Annotated in this window: 27 protein-coding genes; 23 read left to right on the top strand and 4 right to left on the bottom strand. The window is 33.2% G+C overall.

Annotated elements, in window-relative coordinates:
- Positions 1–29 precede the first annotated feature (29 nt).
- The 5 genes from MKY90_RS10085 (at position 30) to MKY90_RS10105 (ending at position 5366) form a co-directional block, all read left to right on the top strand.
- On the top strand, positions 30–302 hold the full coding sequence (locus MKY90_RS10085) for a hypothetical protein (protein ID WP_016126793.1): 273 nt from the start codon (positions 30–32) through the stop codon (positions 300–302).
- A 552-nt stretch (positions 303–854) separates the two neighbouring features.
- Complete coding sequence (locus MKY90_RS10090; protein WP_001244390.1) at positions 855–1622, top strand: ABC transporter ATP-binding protein; 768 nt, start codon at positions 855–857, stop codon at positions 1620–1622.
- Positions 1612–3594, top strand: a complete 1983-nt coding sequence (locus tag MKY90_RS10095; protein ID WP_341091238.1) for an ABC transporter permease — start codon at positions 1612–1614, stop codon at positions 3592–3594. Before MKY90_RS10090 ends, MKY90_RS10095 begins: the two co-directional genes overlap by 11 nt.
- 81 nt (positions 3595–3675) lie before the next feature.
- Entirely contained in the window at positions 3676–4347 is a 672-nt protein-coding gene (locus MKY90_RS10100; protein WP_000720526.1) for a response regulator transcription factor, read from the top strand.
- Entirely contained in the window at positions 4344–5366 is a 1023-nt protein-coding gene (locus MKY90_RS10105; RefSeq protein ID WP_016126795.1) for a sensor histidine kinase, read from the top strand. Before MKY90_RS10100 ends, MKY90_RS10105 begins: the two co-directional genes overlap by 4 nt.
- A gap of 835 nt (positions 5367–6201) precedes the next feature.
- On the opposite strand, the gene namA is transcribed toward MKY90_RS10105, so the two are convergent.
- Positions 6202–7239 carry an NADPH dehydrogenase NamA gene (gene namA, locus MKY90_RS10110; protein ID WP_215598827.1) on the bottom strand — a complete coding sequence of 346 codons (1038 nt, stop codon included), beginning with the start codon at positions 7237–7239 and terminating at the stop codon, positions 6202–6204.
- Between the two features lie 133 nt (positions 7240–7372).
- Between namA and MKY90_RS10115 the strand changes: the two genes are divergently transcribed.
- The 6 genes from MKY90_RS10115 (at position 7373) to MKY90_RS10140 (ending at position 12241) form a co-directional block, all read left to right on the top strand.
- The gene (locus MKY90_RS10115) at positions 7373–7825 is read left to right on the top strand and encodes a methylated-DNA--[protein]-cysteine S-methyltransferase (RefSeq protein WP_002031467.1); all 453 of its coding nucleotides are present in this window, start codon (positions 7373–7375) and stop codon (positions 7823–7825) included.
- Between the two features lie 25 nt (positions 7826–7850).
- A complete protein-coding gene (locus MKY90_RS10120; protein ID WP_016126796.1) occupies positions 7851–8849 on the top strand; it encodes a DUF2628 domain-containing protein in 999 nt (332 codons plus the stop codon).
- A gap of 71 nt (positions 8850–8920) precedes the next feature.
- Positions 8921–10582: a peptide ABC transporter substrate-binding protein gene (locus MKY90_RS10125; protein ID WP_002126994.1), complete on the top strand. Its 1662-nt coding sequence runs from the start codon at positions 8921–8923 to the stop codon at positions 10580–10582.
- Positions 10583–10641: 59 nt separating this feature from the next.
- Positions 10642–11058 (top strand): FosBx1 family fosfomycin resistance bacillithiol transferase, encoded by a 417-nt coding sequence (fosB, locus tag MKY90_RS10130; protein WP_002148565.1) that lies wholly within the window; start codon positions 10642–10644, stop codon positions 11056–11058.
- Between the two features lie 12 nt (positions 11059–11070).
- A complete protein-coding gene (locus MKY90_RS10135) occupies positions 11071–11616 on the top strand; it encodes a short-chain dehydrogenase (RefSeq protein ID WP_016126797.1) in 546 nt (181 codons plus the stop codon).
- A gap of 13 nt (positions 11617–11629) precedes the next feature.
- Positions 11630–12241 carry a phosphoserine phosphatase 1 gene (locus MKY90_RS10140; protein WP_098168042.1) on the top strand — a complete coding sequence of 204 codons (612 nt, stop codon included), beginning with the start codon at positions 11630–11632 and terminating at the stop codon, positions 12239–12241.
- A gap of 46 nt (positions 12242–12287) precedes the next feature.
- On the opposite strand, the gene exsB is transcribed toward MKY90_RS10140, so the two are convergent.
- Entirely contained in the window at positions 12288–12902 is a 615-nt protein-coding gene (gene exsB, locus MKY90_RS10145; RefSeq protein WP_078178628.1) for an exosporium protein ExsB, read from the bottom strand.
- A gap of 181 nt (positions 12903–13083) precedes the next feature.
- On the opposite strand from exsB, the gene cotH reads away from it, so the two are divergent.
- The 8 genes from cotH (at position 13084) to MKY90_RS10185 (ending at position 20789) form a co-directional block, all read left to right on the top strand.
- Positions 13084–14160: a spore coat protein CotH gene (cotH, locus tag MKY90_RS10150; RefSeq protein WP_016126799.1), complete on the top strand. Its 1077-nt coding sequence runs from the start codon at positions 13084–13086 to the stop codon at positions 14158–14160.
- 105 nt (positions 14161–14265) lie between these two features.
- The gene (locus MKY90_RS10155) at positions 14266–14883 is read left to right on the top strand and encodes an NUDIX hydrolase N-terminal domain-containing protein (RefSeq protein WP_002031477.1); all 618 of its coding nucleotides are present in this window, start codon (positions 14266–14268) and stop codon (positions 14881–14883) included.
- 104 nt (positions 14884–14987) lie between these two features.
- Positions 14988–15590: a DedA family protein gene (locus tag MKY90_RS10160; protein WP_002031481.1), complete on the top strand. Its 603-nt coding sequence runs from the start codon at positions 14988–14990 to the stop codon at positions 15588–15590.
- Between the two features lie 96 nt (positions 15591–15686).
- A complete protein-coding gene (locus MKY90_RS10165) occupies positions 15687–17066 on the top strand; it encodes a putative polysaccharide biosynthesis protein (RefSeq protein ID WP_016126800.1) in 1380 nt (459 codons plus the stop codon).
- 186 nt (positions 17067–17252) lie between these two features.
- Complete coding sequence (locus MKY90_RS10170; RefSeq protein ID WP_000932386.1) at positions 17253–18194, top strand: magnesium transporter CorA family protein; 942 nt, start codon at positions 17253–17255, stop codon at positions 18192–18194.
- 199 nt (positions 18195–18393) lie between these two features.
- Positions 18394–19290, top strand: a complete 897-nt coding sequence (locus MKY90_RS10175; protein WP_000418719.1) for a permease — start codon at positions 18394–18396, stop codon at positions 19288–19290.
- A gap of 3 nt (positions 19291–19293) precedes the next feature.
- A complete protein-coding gene (locus MKY90_RS10180) occupies positions 19294–20163 on the top strand; it encodes a TIGR03943 family putative permease subunit (RefSeq protein ID WP_002012447.1) in 870 nt (289 codons plus the stop codon).
- Between the two features lie 119 nt (positions 20164–20282).
- Entirely contained in the window at positions 20283–20789 is a 507-nt protein-coding gene (locus tag MKY90_RS10185; protein ID WP_002012448.1) for an acyl-CoA thioesterase, read from the top strand.
- A gap of 129 nt (positions 20790–20918) precedes the next feature.
- Here the strand turns inward: MKY90_RS10185 and MKY90_RS10190 are convergent, their stop codons facing one another.
- Positions 20919–21005: a YjcZ family sporulation protein gene (locus MKY90_RS10190; protein WP_000505094.1), complete on the bottom strand. Its 87-nt coding sequence runs from the start codon at positions 21003–21005 to the stop codon at positions 20919–20921.
- A 159-nt stretch (positions 21006–21164) separates the two neighbouring features.
- Here MKY90_RS10190 and cls point away from each other — a divergent pair, with 159 nt between their 5' ends.
- The 4 genes from cls to MKY90_RS10210 all read left to right on the top strand — a co-directional run bounded on the left by cls (position 21165) and on the right by MKY90_RS10210 (position 24082).
- Positions 21165–22349 (top strand): cardiolipin synthase, encoded by a 1185-nt coding sequence (gene cls / locus MKY90_RS10195; RefSeq protein WP_002127002.1) that lies wholly within the window; start codon positions 21165–21167, stop codon positions 22347–22349.
- Positions 22350–22381: 32 nt separating this feature from the next.
- Positions 22382–22846, top strand: coding sequence for a spore coat protein (locus MKY90_RS10200; RefSeq protein WP_002012450.1), 465 nt, complete (start codon positions 22382–22384; stop codon positions 22844–22846).
- Positions 22847–23043: 197 nt separating this feature from the next.
- Positions 23044–23223 carry a hypothetical protein gene (locus MKY90_RS10205; protein WP_002012451.1) on the top strand — a complete coding sequence of 60 codons (180 nt, stop codon included), beginning with the start codon at positions 23044–23046 and terminating at the stop codon, positions 23221–23223.
- 238 nt (positions 23224–23461) lie between these two features.
- Positions 23462–24082, top strand: coding sequence for an NAD(P)-dependent oxidoreductase (locus MKY90_RS10210; RefSeq protein WP_002168577.1), 621 nt, complete (start codon positions 23462–23464; stop codon positions 24080–24082).
- Positions 24083–24105: 23 nt separating this feature from the next.
- Here MKY90_RS10210 and MKY90_RS10215 read toward each other — a convergent pair whose 3' ends face one another.
- On the bottom strand, positions 24106–24588 hold the full coding sequence (locus MKY90_RS10215; RefSeq protein WP_000217328.1) for a DUF456 domain-containing protein: 483 nt from the start codon (positions 24586–24588) through the stop codon (positions 24106–24108).
- Position 24589 lies beyond the last annotated feature (1 nt).

Below are 24589 nucleotides of genomic sequence, written 5' to 3' on the forward strand. Positions count from 1 at the left end.
TTCGTTTAATTGGCGTGGGGATGGTTCAAATGTCTCTTCAAACAAATGCACTCAATGCATTAAAGCAAGAAGAAGTATCATATGGTACTGCGATGAACAGTACGTTAGGGCAAACAGTTGGAGCAATAACTTCAAGTCTTATTGTCACGTTGATATCGAATCGTACACAGTTTCATGGTACAGAAATGTTAAAAGAACATAAATCTGAGATGATCGGAATGTCAGCTGATGCGATTCAAAAGCTGAAAAAAACAATTTCAATAGATGCCTTTATTGCTGGGAACAATGACACTTTCTTATAATCAATTGTGGTTGCGGTAATTGGTTTAGGATTGGGATTATGCTTAAAAAGCAAAAAAAGATGGGGGTTTCTAAATAAAATTTGAACTTTAAGATTAGGTTAGATTAGAAATGGATAATTGGTCCTTTGATCTAAAATGTTTTTTTGGGAGAAAATTAATGATATTTTATTATTAGTAAAGTTCTTTCTCTAATATGGTTGTAAAACGTAGATAAAGTATGTTTAATCAATATTTGGAATGAAAACTCTAGATTTTCTATGTAACATAGAAAATTTAGAGTTTTTTATTACCTATAATTAGATAAGTCTTATCGTTTTTGCACCAGAACCGATACCCCTACATTTATCTGCCTCTTTGGTAAGGCATCGAATAATCCTTACTTATACCATCGCGATTTCTGATAACTTACATGTAGAGGTATTACTCAATATAACAAAAATGTAATGTTAATGAAATGTAATTCCATCGATACTATAAATGAAATTATATAAAATGAATTACATAAATGAATGAGAGTTAAAGAATTTTTATAATGAAAAAGGAGAAGTATTAATGCGAAATATATTAAATGTAGAAAAAATTGAAAAATATTATGGTAATAAAGATAATGTAACAAAGGCTATAGATAATATTAGTTTTAAGGTAGATGAGGGAGAATTTGTTGGGATAATGGGGCCTTCAGGAAGTGGTAAAACTACATTACTTAACTGTATATCAACTATTGATAATGTTACTACGGGAAAAATAATGATAAATAATAGTGACATTACTCGGTTAAAATCAAAGTCACTAGATAAGTTTAGAAAAAATGAATTAGGGTTTATATTTCAGGACTTTAATTTATTAGATACCCTTACTGCTTATGAAAATATTGCCCTAGCGTTAACAATAAAAGGTGAGAAAAGTTCAAAAATTGATGGGAAAATACAAGCAGTTGCAAAATATTTAGACATTGAACAAGTATTAAGCAAATACCCTTATCAAATGTCAGGCGGACAAAAACAAAGGGTTGGTTCGGCAAGAGCTATCGTAACAGATCCATCTTTAGTACTTGCAGATGAACCAACAGGATCGTTAGATTCTAAATCAGCTAGATTATTACTCGAAAGATTTGAAAGTCTAAATAAGGATTTAAAAGCTACAATACTTATGGTTACTCATGATGCATTTACAGCAAGCTATGCTCGTAGAATTCTTTTTATTAAAGATGGAAAAATATTTATCGAGTTGGTAAGAGGGAATGATTCCAGAAAAGAATTCTTTACTAAAATTATCGAAGTTATAACCCTTCTTGGAGGTGACGATAATAATGTACTCTAAGATTGCTATTGGGAATGTAAAGAAAAGTTTTAAAGATTATGCAATATATTTCTTAACACTAACACTGGCTGTTTGTATATTTTATAGCTTTAACTCAATAAAATCACAAAAGGCACTTATGGAAATTAACGCTTCAGATAGAAAGTATGTGCCTACAGTAATGAACGCTATCTCAAATGTGTCAGTATTTGTATCCGTAATATTAGGTGGTTTAATATTGTATGCAAATAATTTCTTAATTAAAAAACGTAAAAAAGAATTAGGAATATACATGACTTTAGGTATGGGAAGAAGAAACATATCCAGAATATTAGTAACAGAGACATTTCTAGTTGGCGTTATATCTTTAGTGAGTGGACTTATAATAGGTATTGGAGTATCGCAGGGGTTATCTACATTTGCATTAAAGCTATTTGACTTGCCCATCAATAAATATAAATTTGCAATTTCAACAGGTGCTATAGGTAAAAGCGTATTATACTTTGGAATCATGTTTTTACTTGTTATGTTATTTAATGTATATGTTGTTTCTAGATACAAAATAATTGATTTGTTAACAGCAGGTAGAAAAAGCGAAGATGTAAAATTTAGAAATCCTCTTATCTATGTAATCACATTTATTATGTGTGTAGCATCACTTGGATATGCATATGTGACTGTACTAAAAATCGGATTGAATTTTACTAATCCTATGCTCGTGGTATCAATCATTCTTGGCATATTAGGTACATTGCTGTTTTTCTTTAGTTTATCTGGATTTATATTATATGTTGTAAAGAAAAATAAAAAAGTCTATTTTAAAGGTTTAAATATATTTATCATCAAACAAATAAATAGTAAGGTTAATACAAATTTTATATCCATGTCTGTAATCTGTTTAATGTTATTCCTTACAATGGTGGCTTTATCTACAGGAATCAGCTTTAACAGAATGATGGACGCCACAACGAAAGAAATAACACCATTTGATGCCAGTATTACGTTGGAGAATAAGGATGAAAGTTACACTATAGAAGAAGTATTAAATAAAGCTAATTTTAAAATAAGTAATAACGAAAAATATGTATCTTATAATGTATATCGAACAGGGATGGAAGTGGTGGACTTTGTACCAGAAGGTAAAGATTATAATAACGATATAGATTTCATTAAAGTATCTGATTATAATAAAATTTTAAATCTTAAAGGTGAAAAGGAAATCACTTTAAATAACAATGAAATTTTACTTTTATCAAATGAAAGCCGGTTGGCTAATTCGACAAATGAAAGATTAAAAAATAGCAATAAGGTGAATATTAAAGAAAAAGAATATTTGGTAAAAAACGCTAAAGTTATACAAGAGAACCTTTACACTTATGATGTGCGAACTAATTACTTCACAATCGTTATAAATGATGAGTTTTTATCAGGCTACAAAATTACTGAATCCGTACTTAATGTAAATTATTTAGATGGAAATAGAGAAGGATATAATAAAAAATATGATAACGTTGCACGGGGCTTTTATGACGAAAATGGCCCGAAATTAAATATTAATCGTATAGCAGGCAAATCAAAGGATGAAGTTTGTGCAGGAAGTAAGGGATTGAAAACTATCGTACTGTTTATTGGGATATATATAGGTATTGTATTTTTAATAACGAGTATGGCTGTATTAGCTCTTCAACAATTATCAGAAGCCAGTGATAGCATAGATCGATATAAATCTTTGAAGAGAATTGGTTCAAACGGAACAATGATCGACAAAACGATTTTCATTCAAACTTTCGTATACTTTAGTCTTCCAGTTTTTCTTGCCATAATTCATTCTATAGTTGGAATTTATGTAGTCAATTATTATATTAACAGATTTCAACAAACAGACATTATTTTACCAGCATTGATGACGGGCTTAGTATTTCTTGTAGTTTATGTAGTATATTTCTACACGACATATGTCGGTTATAAAAATATTGTAAAAAGTAATACTTGATTTTATAATGCTTATTAGGGCTATTACACTTTGTTTCTCAAGATGTAATAGCCTTATATTCTGTATAGGGAGGGAAAAGTCATGAAAAAAATCATTCTGATTGAAGATGATGAAATCATCAGAGAAGAATTACAACATTTTTTTATAAAGTATGGATATGAAGTAAAGGCTCCCACAGATTTTAATCATATTATCAAACATATAGAAAGTGAGAATGTAGACCTTATATTACTAGACATAAACCTTCCTGTGTTCGATGGCTATTATATATGCAGAGAAATACGTAAAACTTCAGATGTTCCAATCATCATGGTTACAAGCAGAGATAGTGATGTAGATGAACTAATAAGTATGAATTTAGGAGCAGATGATTTTATAACAAAGCCTTATAATACAGAAATACTATTAGCAAGAGTAACAAACATTTTAAGAAGGACATCTGGAGATTTAAAGACGAATCATATCTTAATTTATAGAGATTTTAATTTAAATCTCTCAAATGCAACAGTTACTTATCAAGACAAGTCTGTAGAGTTAACTAAAAATGAAGTTAAAATACTCTCATGCTTAATAAATAATCGCGGATATATTGTAAAAAGAGATTCACTCATAGAAACCTTATGGAAATCTGATTATTTTGTGGATGATAGCACCTTAACTGTTAATATAAATAGATTAAGAAAAAAGCTTGAAGAGATAGGTATAGAAAATCCAATTGCAACAAGAAGAAGCTTAGGGTATATAATGCCATGAATATAGGTGAATTTATTAAAGATAAAATGGTAGTAATACTATCTAATGTACTGGTATTTATTATACTAGCAGGTATATTGCTGACTGTGAATGTTCAGTTCATTATAATATTCTTTGTCTTTTGTATTTGGTTTTTTCCATTGATTATATATATGGCTATAGAATTTATAAAATGTAAAAATTATTATAATGAGATTAATGGCATATTAGAAAACTTGGAGAAAAAATACCTACTTCCAGAGGTAGTAAAGGAATCAAACTTTATACATGGGGAAAAGCTTAACGCTATACTGAAAGAAGTAAGTAGAGATATGCATGAAAATGTAAAATATTATAGCGATATGCAATCGGATTATAGGGAATATATAGAAACATGGGTACATGAAATTAAGACGCCGATAGCTTCTACAAAGCTAATAATTGAAAATAATCAAAATGAAGTAACTAATAAAATAGACTCACAATTGGATCGAATCGAAGGGTTTGTAGAACAGGTGCTGTATTATTCTCGAAGCAATAATGTCGGTAAGGACTATATTATAAAACCAATCAACCTTGATGATGTAGTAAGAACTGTAATTAAAAGAAATTATAGAGATTTTATTCATAAGAGAATAAAATTAGATATGAAAAATATTAATGAAATCGTATATAGTGATAAAAAATGGGTTGAATTTATTGTTAATCAAATATTAGGAAATTCCATAAAGTACTCAAATAACAAGGAACAAATGATACGTATATACTCAATTAAGAAAGCTAACTCAGTAATACTAACTATAGAGGATAATGGAGTAGGGATAATAACTAAAGATATAAATAGAGTTTTTGAAAAAGGATTTACTGGAGAGAATGGAAGGAGATTTAGCAAAAGTACAGGAATGGGTTTGTACCTATGCGAAAAACTGTGCTCAAAATTAGGAATGAAAATTGGCATTGAATCTGAAGTGAATAAAGGAACTAGAGTTACATTAATATTTCCGTTGTCAGGTATGGTAACTTTTGAGCCTTGTTTATAAAAGAGATGCTGCCATCTTTCCACGAATTTAGTATGAAACTTATAAATAAATTTAAAACGGTATGAAAAGAGTAGAAATTCTCTTCATACCGTTTGTATTATTTAGCCATTTAACATATTGGTATATTTAATTGTGAATCGGATGGATGTTAATCTGGATTAGTCATTACTATTTTTGATGTCCACTAATACTTAACGTAAGATTTGGTTCGGTTGCTACACAGACCTCGTAAGCGAGAAATTGTACACTATATAAAACAGTAAAATAAATATCCGATCCCTTAGCGTACAAGGAATTGGATATTTTGTGTCTAAATTGTGTCCAAATGTATATTGCAATTAAAGCAAGTATGAATAATTTCAAGTGTTGTTTTATTATGTATTAATTTCAATTTTTTAAGGTCTAATTTAATCAAACTTTATTTTTAAGCTACAACGGTTGCGTTACTTGAAGGGAAATAACCTAAGTTGTTTCTATTTCTCTATTTTATTATTCCACTATAAAGCGCTTTTCTTTAATAAGGTGGCATCTTTTTACATGGATAACACTTTTAAGAGATTGAATTTATTTAGGTGAAAAAAATTGTGAAGTATTGTACTTAAAGTAAAGAGGGCAGTTTTAAAAGAAAGGATATAACATATTTGTTGACTTAATGAATGTAGTGATAAATGAGTGATAAAAAACATAAAAAATAGGTGTATCAAGCAAAGTGTTGATACACCTTAAAACTACATTGTTAAACAACATGTGTTGTCGTGTAGTATATCTTATATATCTTATATATCTTATATATCTTTAATTATTTTAGATTCAGTATTACATATTCTTCTCGGTTTTATTTATTAGTTTTAATTTTCCCGGGTGCTCGCCCGTATTGATATGGTTCTTTTAATTCAAAGCCAAGTTCATTGGCAGCTATTCTTGGGAAGTAAGGATTACGAAGTAACTCGCGTCCAATCAAAATTAAATCTGCTTCGTTATTATTTAAAATTTGCTCCGCTTGTAATCCAGTCGTAATTAATCCAACTGCACCTGTTGCAATGTTAGCATTCTCTTTAATGTGTTTGGCATATTGCACTTGATAACCTGGATATACATCAATATGAGCTGGGACAACTGCACCAGAGCTACAATCGATTAAATCTACTCCTTGTTCTTTCATCCATCCTGTATACTGCACATAATCTTGAACTGTTAACCCGTTAGGATGATAATCATTTGCTGAAATACGAACAAATAACGGTCCGTTCCAAACTTCATTTACAGAGTCAATGATTTCGCGTAAGAAACGATAGCGATTTTCAGGTGAACCTCCGTATTCATCAGTCCGCTTATTTGCAAGCGGAGAAAGAAATTCATTAATAAGATAACCGTGAGCACCATGTAATTCAATAACGTCAAATCCCGCTTGTTTTGAACGTAACGCAGCTTTTTGAAAAGCTAATACGGTGTCTTTAATTTGTTGCTTACTCATTTCCACGGGTATTTTCATTCCATCGTTAAACGGAATTGCTGAAGGAGCTAAAGCGTCCGTTTCTAATTCAGCCTTTCTTCCGGCATGAGCGAGTTGAATGGCAGCTTTTGCGCCGTTATCATGTATAAATGCTGTCGTCTTATGTAAGCCTTCAATTAGATTATCATCCCAAATGCCTAAGTCTTTGTTAGAAATACGTCCTTCAGGTAACACAGCTGTTGCTTCAATCATAACTAAGCCTACTTGGCCAGCAGCCCTGGTTCCATAATGAATGAGATGAAAATTGGTTACTCGGCCATCCTCATTCTCTGATGAATACATACACATAGGCGACATAACGATACGGTTTTTTAGCGTAACGTTCTTAATTGTATAAGGTGAAAAAAGTTGAAGCTCCATCAAATATCCCCCTTGATTGAATTTTCTTACATTGTATCATCCTCTTTTTTGTTTCCCTAATAAAACGCTTATACGAAAAATTTCGTCTATTCGTGTTACAATGGCTAATATGAATTGAATTGGAGGATGACATATGTATCAGGCTTATTATGAAAGTGAATTAGGTTTGCTGGAAATTACAGCGAATACGAAAGGGATTACGTCTGTTATATTTGTTGAAGAAAGAAAAGAAGAACATAAAAATGAACTTGTTGAACAATGTATAAATGAATTAGATGAATACTTTGAAGGAAAAAGAAAAGAGTTTACAGTTCCATTGTCTGCTGAAGGAACACCATTCCAAAAGAATGTATGGGAAGCACTTTACACCGTACCATATGGCGTAAGTGCTTCATATTTAGATATTGCAGATAAGGTTGGGAATACGAAAGCTGTACGAGCGATAGGAGGGGCAAATAGCCGGAATCCAATTTCAATTATCGTTCCATGTCATCGTGTAATAGGAAAGAGTGGAAAACTTGTTGGGTATGCAGGTGGTTTATGGAGGAAAGAGTGGTTATTGAAGCATGAAGGCATATTAAAATGAAGTATGGATGGAAAGAGGGATTGTTTTGAAATGTATAAATTGTGGGCGACCTTGTATTAATGATCAGTTGAATTGTGCAAATTGTCAACGGAACTTGCATAATAAACAAGGTGAAGAAAGCTCGCTAATAGACAAAGAATTAGAAGTATATGTAGGGAGACAATATCCATATTACAAAAGAAAATGGGAGCTTGAGAATAAGCGAATTGCTAGGTGGAGCTGGAATGGTTTGGCTGCTATTTTCAATGTAGGTTGGCTTGGATATCGTAAGTATTATTTACCTGCTGCTTTATTTATACTGTTATTAGTAGCATGTGATGCATTTTCTTATTATATGGGGTTCAACGTAGCGTTGCCAATCATTAATATGGTGCCTCTTACGTTTTTATTACTCATTTTCATTCTATTTGGGATGGGGATTTTTGCAAATGGATTATATTATCAATTTGCAGAAAGGCGTATATATCGAATAAAAGCACGGGGAATTAAAGATGAATCGGTTGAAAATTATCTGATCCATGATAGTGGTGGAACGAGTAAAATGGGAGCAACAATCGTTACTATTTTAGCAGTTGCTAGTATTTTGTTTAGTCATTTCTTTTTCCCAACTGATCGGGATATTATTCAAAAAGTTCGTACAAGCTCGCTTTATGAATATCCAGTCTTTTCAATTGGTGAATCGTTCGAAAATTATTTTCAAAATTCAGGATGGATATACTATCGGGGAACGGAAGGATTAGAATTAGTAGAATTTCAGGGGGAGAGTCCTGAGATGCCAAGGAAAAAGGTGACAATTCAATTTATTGTTGATTATAAATTGGGAGAAGTGGAACCATATTCACTTACGATTAACGGTGAATCTAAAAATGAAGAAGAGTTTTTGAAGATAATGGAGGAAATATTTAAAGTTCAAAATCCATTTGATATAGAGGATGGCTTACAAGTAAATGCTATTCAACAAAGCGGAGGGAAAGCAATTTCTGACCGCTTTTTTTCTTTTTATGAAAATAAATATTTAAAATAATCAGAATTTTTTGTATAATAAAATATATTATACAAGTTTTAACTTATACATATAGATTGGGGGAAGGAAGAATGAAGAGAAAGGTAACAACGATTGCTGCAGTTGCATTATCGGCTAGTGTACTGGTTGCGGGATGTGGGAATGGGGAGAAGGCTTCGACAACGAAGAAAGAATCAAGTAAGGGAATGGCAGATAAACAAGTTTTAAATTTGCTAGAAACAGCTGAAATTCCTTCAATGGATACATCTAAATCAACAGATTCTGTATCTTTCCGTGTATTTGTAAATGCAATGGAAGGATTATATCGTCTAGATAAAGATAATAAACCAACTCCAGGTATGGCCAAAGACGTGAAGATTAGTGAAGATAAAAAGACATATACATTTGAATTACGTGATGCAAAATGGTCAAATGGTGATCCAGTTCGAGCACAAGATTTTGTATATGCATGGCAACGTACATTAGATAAAGCAATAGCAGCAGAATATGCATTTATTTTATTTGATGTGAAAAATGCACAGAAAGTAAATAAAGGAGAAGTACCGTCGGATCAATTAGGTGTTAAAGCGAAGGATGATAAAACGTTGGTAGTAGAATTAGAGCAACCAGCACCTTATTTCCTTGAGCTTACTTCGTTCCCTACATTCTTCCCATTAAATGAAAAGTATGTAAAAGGACAAGGGGATAAATACGGATTAGAAGCAGATAAATTATTGTACAATGGACCATTTACAATGAGTGAATGGAAACATGAACAAAGTTACCAGTTAAAGAAAAACCCAAATTATTGGGATAAAGATGCTGTGAAATTACAAGAAATTAATGTGGGTATAGTAAAAGAGACAAGTACTGGGGTAAATTTATATGATAGTGATCAAGCAGACCGTGTCATTTTAAGTTCTGAGTTTGTAGACAAATATAAAAAGAATAAACCAGATGAATTTAAAACGAAGCTAGACCCACGTATGTATTTCCTACGTTTTAATCAAAAAAATGCAACGTTTAAAAATCAAAAGGTTCGTGAGGCGATTGATTTAGCGTACGATAAAAAAGGAATTGCGGATGTAATTTTGAATGATGGATCATTGCCAGCGTATTTCTTAGTACCTGAAAAGTTTACGACAGGACCAGATGGAAAAGACTTCCGTACTGTAAATAAAAATTTCCGTGACAGTAAAGATAATGCTGCGAAAGCAAAAAAACTGTGGGAAGAAGCGAAGAAAGAACTTGGTCAAGATACAATTACAGTAGAATTACTAAATGATGATAACGGTAGTCGTAAAAAAGTGGGCGACTTTATTAAAGAAGAATTAGAGAAAAACTTACCTGGTATTAAAGTGAATTTGAAGCAACAACCATATAAGCAGAAGTTAGATTTAGAAAAGAAATTTGAATATGAATTCTCATTATCTGCATGGAGTCCAGATTATCCAGACCCAATGACATATATTGATATGTTCGTTACTGGAAGCTCATTTAATGAAATGGATTATTCAAATCCGAAGTACGATGATTTAGTAGCAAAATCAAAAGGAGAACTACTAAAAGATGACGCAGCACGCTGGAAAGCACTTGCAGAAGCTGAAAAAATCTTAATTGGTCAAGATGCTGCAATCTCTCCTACGTACCAACAAAGTACAGCTTACTTAGAGAAGACGTATGTAAATGGTATTGCTAACCATACGTTCGGTGGCGACTTTAGTTATAAATGGGCATATATTACAAAGAAATAGTATAATAAAAGATGAGTGAATTTTCGCTCATCTTTTATTTGTTTAGGGAGGAACGTGGAGTGTTGAAAGGAATCAATCATCTTTGTTTTTCAGTATCAAATTTAGAAAACGCTATTATGTTTTATGAAAGAGTGCTAGAAGGAGAACTATTAGTTAAAGGGAGAAAACTTGCATATTTCAATATATGTGGAGTATGGATAGCACTGAACGAAGAGGCACATATTCCAAGAAAGGAGATTCATCAATCTTATACGCACCTCGCATTTTCTGTTGAACAAGAAGACTTTGAACGCTTACTGCAGCGATTAGAAGAAAATAAAGTTCATATTTTACAAGGAAGAGAGCGTGATGTGAGAGATTGTGAGTCTATATATTTTGTTGATCCTGACGGTCACAAGTTCGAGTTTCATTCAGGGACACTGCAAGACCGTCTAAATTATTATAGAGAAGAAAAACCTCATATGACATTTTACTAAGGGGGGAAGAAGTTGCATGCACTTGTAATTGGTGGAACAGGAATGTTAAAGAAAGTTTCTATGTGGCTTTGTGATCAAGGATTTCGTGTGTCTGTTATTGGACGAGATGAAGTGAAATTAGAAAATGTTAAGCAAGCTAGTTCGGCACCAGAAAATATTACATGTCTTCCTTTAGATTATCAAAATGACGATGGTCTAAAGCGATCTATTACAAATACAATTGAACAGAATGGTCCAATTATATTAGTAGTTGCATGGGTACATTCGAGTGCTAAGCATGCATTACGACTCATTTGTAATGAAGTTGAATTGTCATCGGAAAAGTATAGTTTATTTCATATATTAGGTAGTAGTGCATCGCGTACGAAGTCACAAAAAATAGGTGGAACATTATGTAGTTATTATAGAATTATATTAGGGTTTATTTTAGAAGATACATATGCAAGATGGCTTACTCATGAAGAGATTGCTGACGGAGTTATAAAAGGAATTGAAAGTAAATGCACAGAATGGATTGTAGGGAGAGTAGAGCCGTGGGAATCGCGGCCAAAATGGTAAGGGGGCATGTGAAATGAAGACAACGGTATATGTAACAAGGCACGGTGAAACAGAATGGAATGTAGCAGGGCGGATGCAAGGACGGGAAAATTCAGCATTAACAGAGAATGGTATGATACAAGCGAAACAATTAGGGGAGCGTATGAAGGATTTACCACTCCATGCCATATATAGTAGTCCAAGCGAAAGAACGCTTCATACTGCTGAATTGATTAAAGGGGAACGCGATCTTCCAATTATAGAAGATGAACGTTTCTATGAAATAAACATGGGGATATGGGAAGGGCAAACAATTGCTGACTTGGAAATGCAATATCCAGAAGAAGTACATTTATTTTGGAATGAACCACATCTTTTTCAGTCAACATCAGGGGAAAACTTTGCGGCCGTTCATAAAAGAGTAATTGAAGGGATACACTTTCTTTTAGAAAAGCATAAAGGAGAAAATATTTTAATAGTTACTCATGCTGCAGCAGCGAAATTACTCGTAGGGCATTTTGCAGGTTTTGAAATTGAACATGTATGGGAAGAGCCATTTATGCATAGCGCGAGTCTTAGTGTGATTGAATTTGATGAAAACCGTGGTAAAGTAAAACAATTTGCAGATATAAGTCATTTTCAGTAAACGTAAAAAAGGTCGCAAAGCGACCTTTTTTGGTGGACATAAAAAACTAGCAATTACGTTTTTTATACCAGAAGTGATCGAATTTCTTATTTTTGCAAGATGGGAATTTATGTCCGCCTTTGCAATCATTCCATTTGTGCCCGTCATCGTGACAGTCTTTACCATGATCACAATCATCATCGCAAGAGCTACCGTGTCCGTGAGGGAAGAATTCGCATTTTTTACAGAAACTTCGTTTTGTCCAGAAAAATTTCTTTTCAAAGCGTATGCATTTTGTAACGAACGTACAATGTTTTCTGCGAGTACGTTTTGTAACTAAAACGCATTCTTTTCTACGAGTAACTTTTGTAACGAACGTCCATTTTTGAACGCGCACACGAGTGCATTTCGTAACAAACGTCCATTTTTTAACATGAGTACATTTTGTAACGAAAGTACAATGTTTTACGCGAGTACATCTTGTTCTTGGACATTTACGCCCTGTTGTACATTTACGCCCTGTTGTACATTTACGCCCTGTTGTACATTTACACCCTGTTGTACATTTATGATGAGAGAATTTATCATCATCGCACTCAAAAGTACTTGGATCTTGGTGTAAGAAATCCTCCATACCAGCACTTTTGATTTCTTCAACAGCTTTTCTAATATCACGTTTCATAGAAATCCTCCTTATCGAGTGTTAAATTGAAAAGGTATTCTTTTTCCTTAACATGATATGAGATTCGACTTCTTTCTGAACAGGACAAGAGTGTAATTTTATATAAATAGATGATAGCGGATGTATGGACAAGACAAGGCGCATACATTGAATGAAGAGAACTGAGAAGGGATGAGAAAATATGCTGCCTTCATATGATTTTTTTGTTCATCCAATGTACTTAGTGGAATTGAAAAAGGACATTTGGTCAGATAGTCCAGTGCCAGCAAAATTAACTTATGGAAAAAAGAAGTATGACATTGATATCGTATACCGAGGGGCTCATATTCGCGAATTTGAGAAAAAATCTTATCATGTTATGTTTTATAAACCGAAAAAATTTCAAGGCGCAAAAGAGTTTCATTTGAATTCTGAGTTTATGGATCCGTCTCTCATACGAAATAAATTATCTTTAGATTTTTTTCATGATATTGGTGTACTTTCGCCAAAATCACAACATGTATTTATAAAAATTAATGGTCAAATTCAAGGTGTGTATTTACAGTTAGAATCAGTTGATGAAAACTTTTTGAAAAATAGAGGGCTACCGAGTGGTTCTATTTATTATGCGATAGATGATGATGCGAATTTTTCGTTAATGAGTGAGCGAGATAAAGATGTTAAGACAGAGCTCTTTGCGGGTTATGAATTTAAATATTCGAATAAAAATAGTGAAGAACAACTGAGTGAATTTGTATTTCAAGCGAATACTTTGTCGAGGGAAGATTATGAAAAAGAAATCGGGAAGTTTCTACATGTAGATAAATATTTACGATGGTTAGCTGGAGTTATTTTTACGCAAAACTTTGATGGCTTCGTTCATAACTATGCACTATATCATAACGATGAGACAAATTTATTTGAAGTGATACCGTGGGATTATGATGCGACTTGGGGGCGAGATGTACAAGGGAGACCACTTAATCATGAATATATTCGTATTCAAGGCTATAATACGTTAAGTGCAAGATTGCTAGATATACCTGTATTTAGAAAACAATACCGAAGTATTTTGGAAGAAATATTAGAAGAACAATTTACCGTTTCGTTTATGATGCCGAAAGTAGAAGGTTTGTGTGAATCGATTCGTCCATATTTACTACAAGATCTATATATGAAAGGAAAATTAGAAACATTTGATCAAGAAGCTGATATGATTGATGAATATATAAATAAAAGAAGGAAGTATATACAAGACCACTTACATGAATTGGATTAATTTTGAAAGAGATTGGAACATTATCAATCTCTTTTTTTGTATAATAAAGATGTATCGATTTAATTGACGTAATATTTACTTAATAAAGAATGGAGATGTGGAAACATGACGGTCAAGTGGATTGATTGGGTAAAACAAATACAATCTATAGCTCAAGCGGGTTTAACGTATTCTAAGGATGTATATGATATAGAGCGTTTCCAACAATTACGGGACATTTCAGTTTCAATGATGTCACATTACACAAAGACAGATTGGGAAGTAGTAGAGAATTTATTTGCAAGTGAGACAGGCTATCAAACACCTAAAGTTGATATACGGGCAGTTATTTTTCAAAATGAAAAACTATTATTTGTGAAAGAAAAAAGTGATAGGAAATGGGCATTGCCAGGTGGATGGGCTGATGTTGGTTATACGCCAACAGAAGTAGCAGCAAAAGAAGTTTTAGAGGAGACGGGCTATGAAGTAGATGATTTTAAGCTACTCGCTATATTTGATAAAGAAAAACATCAACCATCGCCTTCAGCAACACATGTATATAAAATTTTTATTGGCTGTAAGATTATTGGTGGCGAAAAGAAAACTAGTATTGAAACAGAAGATGTGGAGTTTTTTGATGAGAATGAATTGCCTAATTTATCGATTGCTAGAAATACAGAAGAGCAAATTAAAGAAATGTTTGCCTACATGAAAGAACCTCAAAAAGAAATATTAATAGATTAATAATGCTTATGCCGATGATATTGTTGAAATGAAGATATTGGCAGAATGCAACCTTTATGTAATAATGGGATGGTATGTGAAGAAAAAAGGAGATAGAAAAGAAAATGTTAGCAAACATAATAGATCAGTTATTGCAATTCTTTGCAAGTCTAGGTTACTTTGGAGTAGCACTAGCTTTAATGATTGAAATTATCCCGAGTGAAATTGTACTTTCGTATGCTGGCTTTTTAGTCGCAGATGGTAAAATTAGCTTTGTCGGTGCAGTTATTGCTGGAACAATCGGTGGTACTTTAGCGCAAATCTTTTTATATTGGCTTGGATACTATGGAGGACGTCCAGTTGTAGAGAAATATGGAAAATATCTACTTATTAATAAACACCATTTAGACATAGCAGAAAATTGGTTTAAGCGTTACGGAGCTGGAGTAATATTTTCGGCACGTTTTATCCCAATTGTACGTCATGCAATCTCTATTCCGGCAGGACTAGCTAAGATGCCATTAAAACTTTTCACACTGTATACAGTTGTAGCGATTATTCCATGGTCAATACTATTTATATACTTAGGTGAAAAGCTTGGTGGAAATTGGCGACATATTAAAGAGTATGCATCTGATTACACACATTACATAATTATAGGGGCTGTTCTCTTTGTTGCTCTATACTTCGGTTTAAAGTATTTAAAAAAGAAAAAAGCAGCGCGTTAAAGTCAATGATTTTTCATTGGCTTTTTTTATTGTTTCAGTTCTAAAAAAAAGGAGTTGTCCATAATGTGTAATAATAAAGCGTAGCGGGGGAATGTGATGAAAGGATCACCGTTTTTACGTGGAACGATATTTTTAACGATGGCAACGATGATATCTAAAATGTTAGGGTTTATATATGTTATACCATTTACAGCAATGGTGGGTACGAGTGGGTACGTATTATATACGTATGCATACCGTCCTTATACAATTATGCTTAGTATTGCAACGATGGGATTGCCACTTGCCGTTTCAAAAATGGTTTCAAAATATGATCAACTCAATGATTATCACACTGTTAAGAGAGTGCTAAAGAGTGGTATCGTTTTTATGGTCATTATGGGCGTTATTTCTTGTTTAGCATTATATATGTTAGCACCACATTTAGCTAAACTTGTGATTGATGGAAATGATCAGTCGGGTAATAGTGTGGTAGCTGTCACACACAATATTCAAATTGTAAGTTTTGCGTTAATACTCGTTCCTGTAATGAGCTTGTTACGTGGTTTCTTTCAAGGTTTTCAATCTATGGGACCTTCTGCACTCAGTGTAGTTGTAGAGCAATTTTTTCGGGTCTTAACTATTTTGATAGGAAGCTTTGTCGTTTTATATGTTATAAAAGCTTCTGTTTCGTTGGCAGTTGGTATTTCAACGTTTGGAGCATTTATGGGAGCACTAGGTGGATTAAGTGTTTTAAGTGCGTATTATATAAGAAGGAGAAAACATTTAAAGAAAAAAGAGATTGCCAGTATACCACAAACGACGAAAACTTTTTTTTCGTTGTATAGAGAACTGTTTACATATTCTATTCCTTTCGTTGTAGTAGGATTAGCGATTCCGTTATATCAGACGATTGATACATTTACAATTAATAAGCTACTTATACAAGTAGGATATATGCAAGGAGAAGCAGAAAAGATTAATGCGATTATTGGCCTTGTTCAGATGGTTGTACTTATCCCGGTTTCTGTTGCAACAGCTTTTAGTATGTCCCTTGTACCTGAGATGACGAAAGCTTATACAGCGGGAAATGAGAAGCTACTGTATAAACATTTTACGAGGACGAATGTATTAGTAGTAGGAATTACCGTACCGGCGGCGATTGGAATGATGATCTTAGCAAAACCAGTGTATACTCTTTTATTTGGTGCTGGAAATGATCCGGAGATGGGCAGTATTATTTTGCAGTACTATGCTCCTGCTTGTATACTATTCTCACTATTTACAGTAACCGCTGCCATGTTACAAGGAATTAATCAACAACAGAAAACAGTGCTAGGATTAGTAATCGGAATAACTGTGAAGATAGTTTTAAATATTGTATTGCTACCGTATTTTGATTATGTAAGTTTTATCATTTCAACATACGCTGGCTATACGATTTCAGTCGGCTTTAACTTGTGGATGCTTTCTAAATATGTTATAAAGGCAACATAAGCTTTTTTAAAGGCAGAGAACACTCTGTCTTTTTCTATGTTTACAAGATTTTTCTTAAAAAAACGTTTTCAAAATAATTTTTCTATTGAAATTTAATCGTTTGTTTCATATGCTGAAAATAGCGGTTCAAAAACTGTTGTTTAAGTGAGGTAGATTCCCACATGTAAAAAGAATCGGGGTGATAGTATGTTAAATATTTATTTAACAGACCGAAACGGAAAACTACAAGAGATTGAGGAAATGCAAAAGGGCTGCTGGATTAATGTACTTCATCCAACAGAAGAAGAAATTCAGTATCTAGTACAAACTTTAAATGTAGACTTAGATTTCATTAAAGACCCTTTGGATGATGAAGAACGCTCTCGTATTGAAAAGGAAGACAATAATACTTTAATTATCGTGGATATTCCGACAGTCAGACATGATGAAGAAGGAAATTCAATTTATGACACGATTCCAATAGGTATGATTGTAATGCCAGATTGTTTTGTTACTATTTGCTTAGAAGAAAATCCAATTTTTGAACGCTTCATTAATCAACGTATTAAAGAATTTTATACGTTTAAAAAGACGCGCTTCGCACTTCAGCTCTTATATACAATTTCTACTTATTATTTAAGATACTTAAAGCAAATTAATCGAAAAACAATCGATTTAGAGCACCAATTAAATAAGTCGATGAAAAATAAAGAAATTTTCACATTGCTCGGCCTTGAAAAAAGTTTAGTTTATTTTACAACATCATTAAAGGCAAATAAAATTGTAATTCAAAAATTAATGCGAAACAGTACATTTTTGAAAATGTATGAAGATGATCAAGATTTACTAGAAGATGTATTAATTGAAAATAAGCAGGCTATTGAAATGGCGGAAATATATAGTCACATTTTAAGTGGAATGATGAATACATTTAGTTCGGTTATTTCTAACAATTTAAATAGTGTTATGAAACTGTTGACTTCTATTACAATCATTTTATCATTACCAACGATGGTTTCTAGTTTCTTTGGAATGAATGTAAAGGTTCCATTTGAAGGGGAAGCACATGGTTTTGTAATTGTACTTATAATATGTGTAACATTATCTTTCACTTTAGCATTTGTTTTTTGGAAGAAACGTTACTTTTAATGATAGGAAAGCTGCGCTAGCATAGTTATAAAACTGTGCTAGCGCAGCTTTTTTTGCTATGAAATCTCAATTTTGGAACAGAATATAACTTGTGAAATGTAATGTGTATGAAGGTTATGAATTCCATATAACTCTTGTTCAAATAATGAAATGGGGTTAAAATTACATATTGTTAATGAAAAGTTGGAGGAAATACATCATGGAATTGTTTCAATTACCGAAAGCATTCCTGCAAATGAATACAATCTTTATCTCAATATTAATCGAAGCACTTCCTTTTGTGCTAATTGGTGTATTTATTTCAGGATTCATTCAAATGTTTGTGACAGAAGATATGGTGGCAAAATGGATGCCTAAAAACCGATTTCTGTCTGTTTTATTAGCTACTTTTTTAGGTATGATGTTTCCTGGATGTGAATGTGGAATTGTTCCGATTGTAAGACGATTAATCGGAAAAGGGGTTCCACCCTATGCAGGAATTGCATTTATGTTAACTGGACCGATTATTAATCCAGTTGTATTATTTGCAACATATGTTGCTTTTGGAAGTAGTATGCACATGGTATGGTATCGTTCTATTGTAGCGATTATCGTAGCAATTATCGTTGGAATTATATTATCATTTATGTTTAAAGAACATCAATTAAGAGATGATCACTTCCCAGAAGTGAATCATAAGCGTCCGTTACGTACAAAAATGTGGGATGTATGTACACATGCTGTTGAGGAATTTTTCTCAATGGGAAAATACTTAGTGTTAGGAGCGTTAATTGCTGCTGCAGTTCAAACGTTTGTACAAACTTCAACATTGCTTGCTATTGGACAAGGTCCGTTTTCTTCATCAGCTGTAATGATGGGACTTGCTTTCATTTTATCACTTTGTTCAGAGGCGGATGCATTTATTGCTTCTTCGTTCCAAAGTACATTTTCAACAGCGTCACTTGTCGCGTTTCTCGTATATGGACCGATGGTGGATATTAAAAATATGTTTATGATGCTTGCGACATTTAAAACAAAATTTGTAATTGTTGTGACGGTTACAGTTACCCTTGTTGTTTATGCAAGCTCACTACTCATTTATGCGATGGGGTGGTAGGTTATGTTTCGAGCATATATATTATTAGGCTTTACAATTTTAATTGGACAGCTTCATATTTCCGGTAACATTACGAAGTATATAAATATGAAGTACGCCTATTTATCAAAAACTGCTGCTATTATTTTAGGTTTCTTAACGATTGTACAAATTATTATCGTTTTCCAAAAAGAGCACCAAAAGGAAAAAGAGAAACATGATTGTAGTTGTGATCATAGTCATTGTGGGCATGATCATTCGAAAGATGAGAATACATGGTGGAAAAAAGTGTTTTCTTACACGTTATTCTGTTTTCCAATCATTACAGGATTGTTTTTCCCAATTGCAACATTAGATTCCGATATTGTTAAGGCGAAGGGATTCCATTTTCCAGTAGCGCAAGCAGAAAGTAAAGATCCATTTATGACAAGACAATTTCTAAGACCTGACACGAGTATTTATTACGGGAAAGAAGGATATCGTGGTGTAATGGAAAAAGGGAAGAAAGAGTTTGTTACGAAAGATAATATCACTTTAAAAGATGAAGATTTCTTAAAGGGTATGGAGACAATTTATAATTATCCTGGTGAATTTACTGGTAAAACCCTGTCTTATAAAGGATTTGTTTTCCGAGATGATTCTTCTAAAAAGGAACAATATTTCTTATTCCGTTTCGGCATTATACATTGTGTTGCGGATTCGGGTGTATATGGTATGTTAGTTAAAAAACCAGAAGGGGTAGAGTGGAAAAATGATGATTGGATTCAGATAGAGGGAGAAATTTCAACTGAATTTTATCAGCCGTTTCATGCGAATATTCCAGTGTTAGAGGTAACGAAATGGAATAAAGTTGAACAGCCGAAAGAACAATATGTGTTTAGAGGAGCCGATTGATAAAATCGGTTCTTTTTTGTGGACTAAAAGTTCTAAAAATTGTTAATATTAAACGTGTAGTTCATGAGGTGTAGTGTATATTGGGATATTAGGGATAAATAATTAAAGGGGTGATAACAATGACTGAAGTAAAGGGTAAAACAGCTAATGAATCAAGGGTGTTTAAAACGAGTCGAGTATTTCCAACGGATTTAAATGATCATAACACGCTATTTGGTGGAAAGATATTGGCGGAGATGGATATGGTTGCTTCAATTTCAGCAACGAGACACTCGAGAATGGAATGTGTCACAGCGTCTATGGATTGGGTAGATTTCTTACATCCAGTACGTTCTTCAGATTGTGTTAGTTATGAATCTTTCGTAATTTGGACGGGAAGAACTTCTATGGAGATATTTGTGAAAGTAGTAGCAGAAGATTTAATTTCAGGTAAAAAACGTGTAGCAGCAACTTCATTCGTTACTTTTGTTGCGCTTAGTAAGGAGAATAATCCAGTTCCTGTACCGCGTGTTATCCCTGAGACAGAAGAGGAGAAAGAATTGCATCGAATTGCTGTGTTACGTGCAGAACAGCGCCATATTCGTAAGGCAGAGAGTAAGAAGGTAGCTACACTGCTAACTTTTTGATATAAAATACTTTCCTAGTGGTACTATTTTGTAATAGGTTAGGAGATTTTTGAAATGAAAAGCGGACACCTAAAAATAGGTGTCCGCTTTTATATTTTTTTCATCCCCATATCGTACTACAATAACTGCTTAGCAGAAGCAAGCAGCACCGACGATAATTAAGAGGATAAATAATACGACTAGTAGCGCAAATCCATTACCATGTGCGAAGCCCATTGTTATTTCCTCCTTTTATTTTAAGATACAACATACAATATGCAGATGAGCTCCTGTTTGATATGGACGTATATCATGTAATGACATATTTTTTGTATGATAATGTTTTAAAAAAGGAAAGATATAGGAATAACAGTAGTTAGAGAAAGGAACGTATCCATGAAGCGCTTTTTAATTGTAATAATTTGTTTTATAGGTGTATTCATATGGATGAACGTTGATGTGGAAATGGGGAAGAAAATGGCTAGTGGATATGAATTAGAAAAAATCCGATCAGGGGATTTTCAAGTATATACGAACGGTGATGAGTTATATAAAAGTTTATTTGAGGATATAAATCGTGCAGAAAAGAATGTGTATATTCATTTTTATATTGTAGGAAAAGATGAAATAAGCCAAAAGTTCTTACAGTTATTAGAGAAAAAAGCATCTAGCGGAGTAGATGTGAAATTGTCAGTAGACCGCATTGGCGGATATAAGCTTAAGAAAAAGATAATTGATCAATTAAAAGAAAAAGGCGTGAAGTTTACATTTAGTAAAAAACCTAAATTAAAAAACTTATTTTATTCTTTGCATCAACGTAATCATAGACGCATTGTTACTATAGATGGGAAAGTTTCGTACATTGGTGGCTTCAATATCGGAAAGGAATATCTTGGACAGGATCCTAAATTTGGTCCGTGGCGTGATTATCATGTACGCATCGAAGGGAATGGAGCTACTGATATGGAACGGAAGTTTGCGGAAGACTGGCAAGAAGATACGGGAGAAAAGTTTCCTATACACCAAGAGTTACCTGTACAAGGAAATGTAAAATATCAATACGTATTTTCGAATGGAAAAGGTTTATGGAAGGAGTATGGAGCGTTTTTAAAGAAGGCAAAACATTCTTTAATTATCGCTACACCATATTTTGTACCGAGTAAAGAAATGGTGAAGGGGCTGAAAGATGCATTAAATCGTGGTGTCCATGTAAAAATCCTCGTCCCATTTAAAAGTGATGCAGTATTGCTAAAACAGGCTGCCTATCCTTATTTGAAAGACATGTTAGATGCTGGAGCGGAGATTTATCAATATCGAAATGGATTTTTTCATGGGAAAGTAACAATCATCGATGAGGAAATGGTTGATATTGGTACAGCAAATTTTGATAATAGAAGTTTTTACTTAAATAACGAATCTAACTGTTTCATATATGATAAGACAGTCGTTGCTGACGTATGGAGTCGATTAAAAGAAGACTTTCATAAATCAAAACGATTTTCTGAAGAAGATTTTGAGAAAATTAGTAGATGGGATTGGTTTCTAGCAAGAATATCAAATGTTATCGCATCATATTTATAGTATAGAGATGAAATAGGAAGGGAGGCGCTTTAATGGATTGTATGAAAGAATTGATGACATATAGTTACACACTTATATATAAAGTTGGAGAATACACGAGCAAGGTTCGAGATGAAGAATTAAAGGATATATTACAGCATCATTTGCCGTATATGTTACAAGCATATAATGAACAAGTGAATTTTCAAGAAGGAGAAAATATACAACATATAACTTGTAAACAAATGTGGCCGGAATTTACTGAAATGGATAGGGAAACAGATAATGAGTATACAGGGGATATTGGGATTGCTATTTGTTATATTTCACATTTGAAGCGATTAGCATTAAAGTTTGCTCAAGTTGCAGTGGAAGTTGCGAACCCAGAGTTTCGTTCTTTCTTGGAAAATTGTTTTGTGAAAATGAATCGTTATGCTTATAGTGTTTGGCAATATGTTGTGAAGAAGGAATATAAAATTAAACATTTATATGAAAATGAAAGTGAGAAGTTTGCGTGAAAAACTAAGACGGAATGAAAGGCGTCTTAGTTTTTTTATGTCTAATGAAAGGCACAATTAGAAGAATTGAGACAAACCAGTTGTGTTATCAGAGTATTTACAAAAGTTTACAATATCTTTACTGTTTTTAAATCTTTCCTTTAAAAATAAAGAGTAATATGGGGTTGTACATATTCTATCAAAGGGAGGAAACGCAAATGAACAAATGGGTTAAGTCATTAGCTGCTATGGCACTTGCAAGTTCTTTATTAATGGTAGGTTGTAGTAAAGATGAGGATAAAAAGAAAGAGGATGACACAACTTCGCAGCAAGATGAAAAGAAAGATAAAGAAACAAGTGGAACAGAAAAATCTTCTGATTCGAAAGAAAAGAAATAAAGTGAATCTTTAATCAGTGGGGATTTTGTCCATCCCCACTGATTATTAGCCCACACCAATCGGGCATTTACGGGCAGTTATCTCCCACCTAATTTCCTCGCATTCGCCGAATTTACTGCCCGTTAATGCGGGATAAATGGATAATAGAGCTTCCTCACATATATGAGGGAGCTTTTTTGTTGCGTATTTGTAAGTTTTGCGGAAAAATAGAGAGAAAGAATGGAAGAGGGGATAATATATGAAAGTATGTATATTAGGAGCGACAGGTAGAGTAGGATCACACATTATGAAATTGGCATTACATGATTCATATGAAGTGACGGTATTAGTTCGTGATTTGAGTAGAGTGGAAACAGAGCATGAAAGGTTACATATTATAGAGGGAAATGTGTTAAACGGAAATGATATAAAGGAAGCGATTAAAGGATGTGATATTGTAATTAGTGCTCTTGGAACTGATCGGAATGGGACGTTAGAGAAGAGTTTACCGATTATTATAAAGCAAATGGAAGAAGAGGGCATAAAGAAAATTGTTACAATAGGAACTGCTGGTATTTTACAAGCACGAACAAACCCAAGTATATATCGTTTCCAATCAAAAGAATCGAAAAGAAAAATGACAACAGCTGCGGAAGATCATTTAGCTGCTTATGAAGCGCTGAATAATAGTAAACTATGTTGGACTGTTGTTTGTCCGACGCATTTAATAGATGGTGATGTAACCGGTGTATATCGAACTGAACAAGATATGTTGCCAACAGATGGATCGAAAATCACAGTTGGTGATACAGCTCAGTTTACATGGAGTTTACGTAATAAAAGCTTATACGAGAAAAGCCGAGTAGGTATTTCATATTAAAAACCATCCCAAAATAGGGATGGCTAAAAAATGATATAGCATACAAAGATGATAATCATAATGATTTGGAGAATTGCTTTCGCTACTGTACTACTTAAAAAACCGACAACAGTTGCAATTCCGACTAAAAGGGCGTCTTTTGGCGCCTTTTTATGCATTAGTTCCGTAATAAATACAGATAAGAACGGTATGATAATAAGCCCGAATGGTGGGAAGAAGAACGATCCGACAATGATAGAAACCATACCAACACGTTCGCCCGATTTTGTACTTCCGTATTTTTTTAGGAAGTATCCATTTGCAATAAAGTCAGCAACGAAAATGAAGAGTGTAAAAATGACTTGAATAATCCAAAAAGATGTCGTTAACTCTCCGCCGTTTATTCCAAAATGATAAATGAAATAGCCAGCCCATACGGCAAGGATGCCAGGGATAATGGGGTATATAAAGGCAAGAAATGAAACAATGAAACAAGCAATGATACAAATTGTTAGTAAAACAGTCACT

Source organism: Bacillus sp. FSL P2-0099 (genome assembly GCF_038007445.1).
In the GTDB taxonomy this organism is placed as follows: Bacteria; Bacillota; Bacilli; order Bacillales; family Bacillaceae_G; genus Bacillus_A; species Bacillus_A mycoides.

What these genes read in the sequence shown, in the direction of transcription:
- MKY90_RS10165 (WP_016126800.1), top strand. Translation starts at nt 15,687, where the DNA reads ATGAAAGGATCACCGTTTTTACGTGGAACGATATTTTTAACGATGGCA.
- MKY90_RS10210 (WP_002168577.1), top strand. Translation starts at nt 23,462, where the DNA reads ATGAAAGTATGTATATTAGGAGCGACAGGTAGAGTAGGATCACACATT.
- namA (WP_215598827.1), bottom strand. Translation starts at nt 7,239, where the DNA reads ATGGAGCTTCAACTTTTTTCACCTTATACAATTAAGAACGTTACGCTA.
- MKY90_RS10180 (WP_002012447.1), top strand. Translation starts at nt 19,294, where the DNA reads ATGTTTCGAGCATATATATTATTAGGCTTTACAATTTTAATTGGACAG.
- MKY90_RS10155 (WP_002031477.1), top strand. Translation starts at nt 14,266, where the DNA reads ATGACGGTCAAGTGGATTGATTGGGTAAAACAAATACAATCTATAGCT.
- cotH (WP_016126799.1), top strand. Translation starts at nt 13,084, where the DNA reads ATGCTGCCTTCATATGATTTTTTTGTTCATCCAATGTACTTAGTGGAA.
- MKY90_RS10175 (WP_000418719.1), top strand. Translation starts at nt 18,394, where the DNA reads ATGGAATTGTTTCAATTACCGAAAGCATTCCTGCAAATGAATACAATC.
- MKY90_RS10085 (WP_016126793.1), top strand. Translation starts at nt 30, where the DNA reads ATGTCTCTTCAAACAAATGCACTCAATGCATTAAAGCAAGAAGAAGTA.
- MKY90_RS10095 (WP_341091238.1), top strand. Translation starts at nt 1,612, where the DNA reads ATGTACTCTAAGATTGCTATTGGGAATGTAAAGAAAAGTTTTAAAGAT.
- MKY90_RS10190 (WP_000505094.1), bottom strand. Translation starts at nt 21,005, where the DNA reads ATGGGCTTCGCACATGGTAATGGATTTGCGCTACTAGTCGTATTATTT.
- MKY90_RS10200 (WP_002012450.1), top strand. Translation starts at nt 22,382, where the DNA reads ATGGATTGTATGAAAGAATTGATGACATATAGTTACACACTTATATAT.
- MKY90_RS10185 (WP_002012448.1), top strand. Translation starts at nt 20,283, where the DNA reads ATGACTGAAGTAAAGGGTAAAACAGCTAATGAATCAAGGGTGTTTAAA.
- MKY90_RS10205 (WP_002012451.1), top strand. Translation starts at nt 23,044, where the DNA reads ATGAACAAATGGGTTAAGTCATTAGCTGCTATGGCACTTGCAAGTTCT.
- exsB (WP_078178628.1), bottom strand. Translation starts at nt 12,902, where the DNA reads ATGAAACGTGATATTAGAAAAGCTGTTGAAGAAATCAAAAGTGCTGGT.
- MKY90_RS10105 (WP_016126795.1), top strand. Translation starts at nt 4,344, where the DNA reads ATGAATATAGGTGAATTTATTAAAGATAAAATGGTAGTAATACTATCT.
- MKY90_RS10115 (WP_002031467.1), top strand. Translation starts at nt 7,373, where the DNA reads ATGTATCAGGCTTATTATGAAAGTGAATTAGGTTTGCTGGAAATTACA.
- MKY90_RS10090 (WP_001244390.1), top strand. Translation starts at nt 855, where the DNA reads ATGCGAAATATATTAAATGTAGAAAAAATTGAAAAATATTATGGTAAT.
- MKY90_RS10160 (WP_002031481.1), top strand. Translation starts at nt 14,988, where the DNA reads ATGTTAGCAAACATAATAGATCAGTTATTGCAATTCTTTGCAAGTCTA.
- MKY90_RS10100 (WP_000720526.1), top strand. Translation starts at nt 3,676, where the DNA reads ATGAAAAAAATCATTCTGATTGAAGATGATGAAATCATCAGAGAAGAA.
- MKY90_RS10125 (WP_002126994.1), top strand. Translation starts at nt 8,921, where the DNA reads ATGAAGAGAAAGGTAACAACGATTGCTGCAGTTGCATTATCGGCTAGT.
- MKY90_RS10170 (WP_000932386.1), top strand. Translation starts at nt 17,253, where the DNA reads ATGTTAAATATTTATTTAACAGACCGAAACGGAAAACTACAAGAGATT.
- MKY90_RS10140 (WP_098168042.1), top strand. Translation starts at nt 11,630, where the DNA reads ATGAAGACAACGGTATATGTAACAAGGCACGGTGAAACAGAATGGAAT.
- cls (WP_002127002.1), top strand. Translation starts at nt 21,165, where the DNA reads ATGAAGCGCTTTTTAATTGTAATAATTTGTTTTATAGGTGTATTCATA.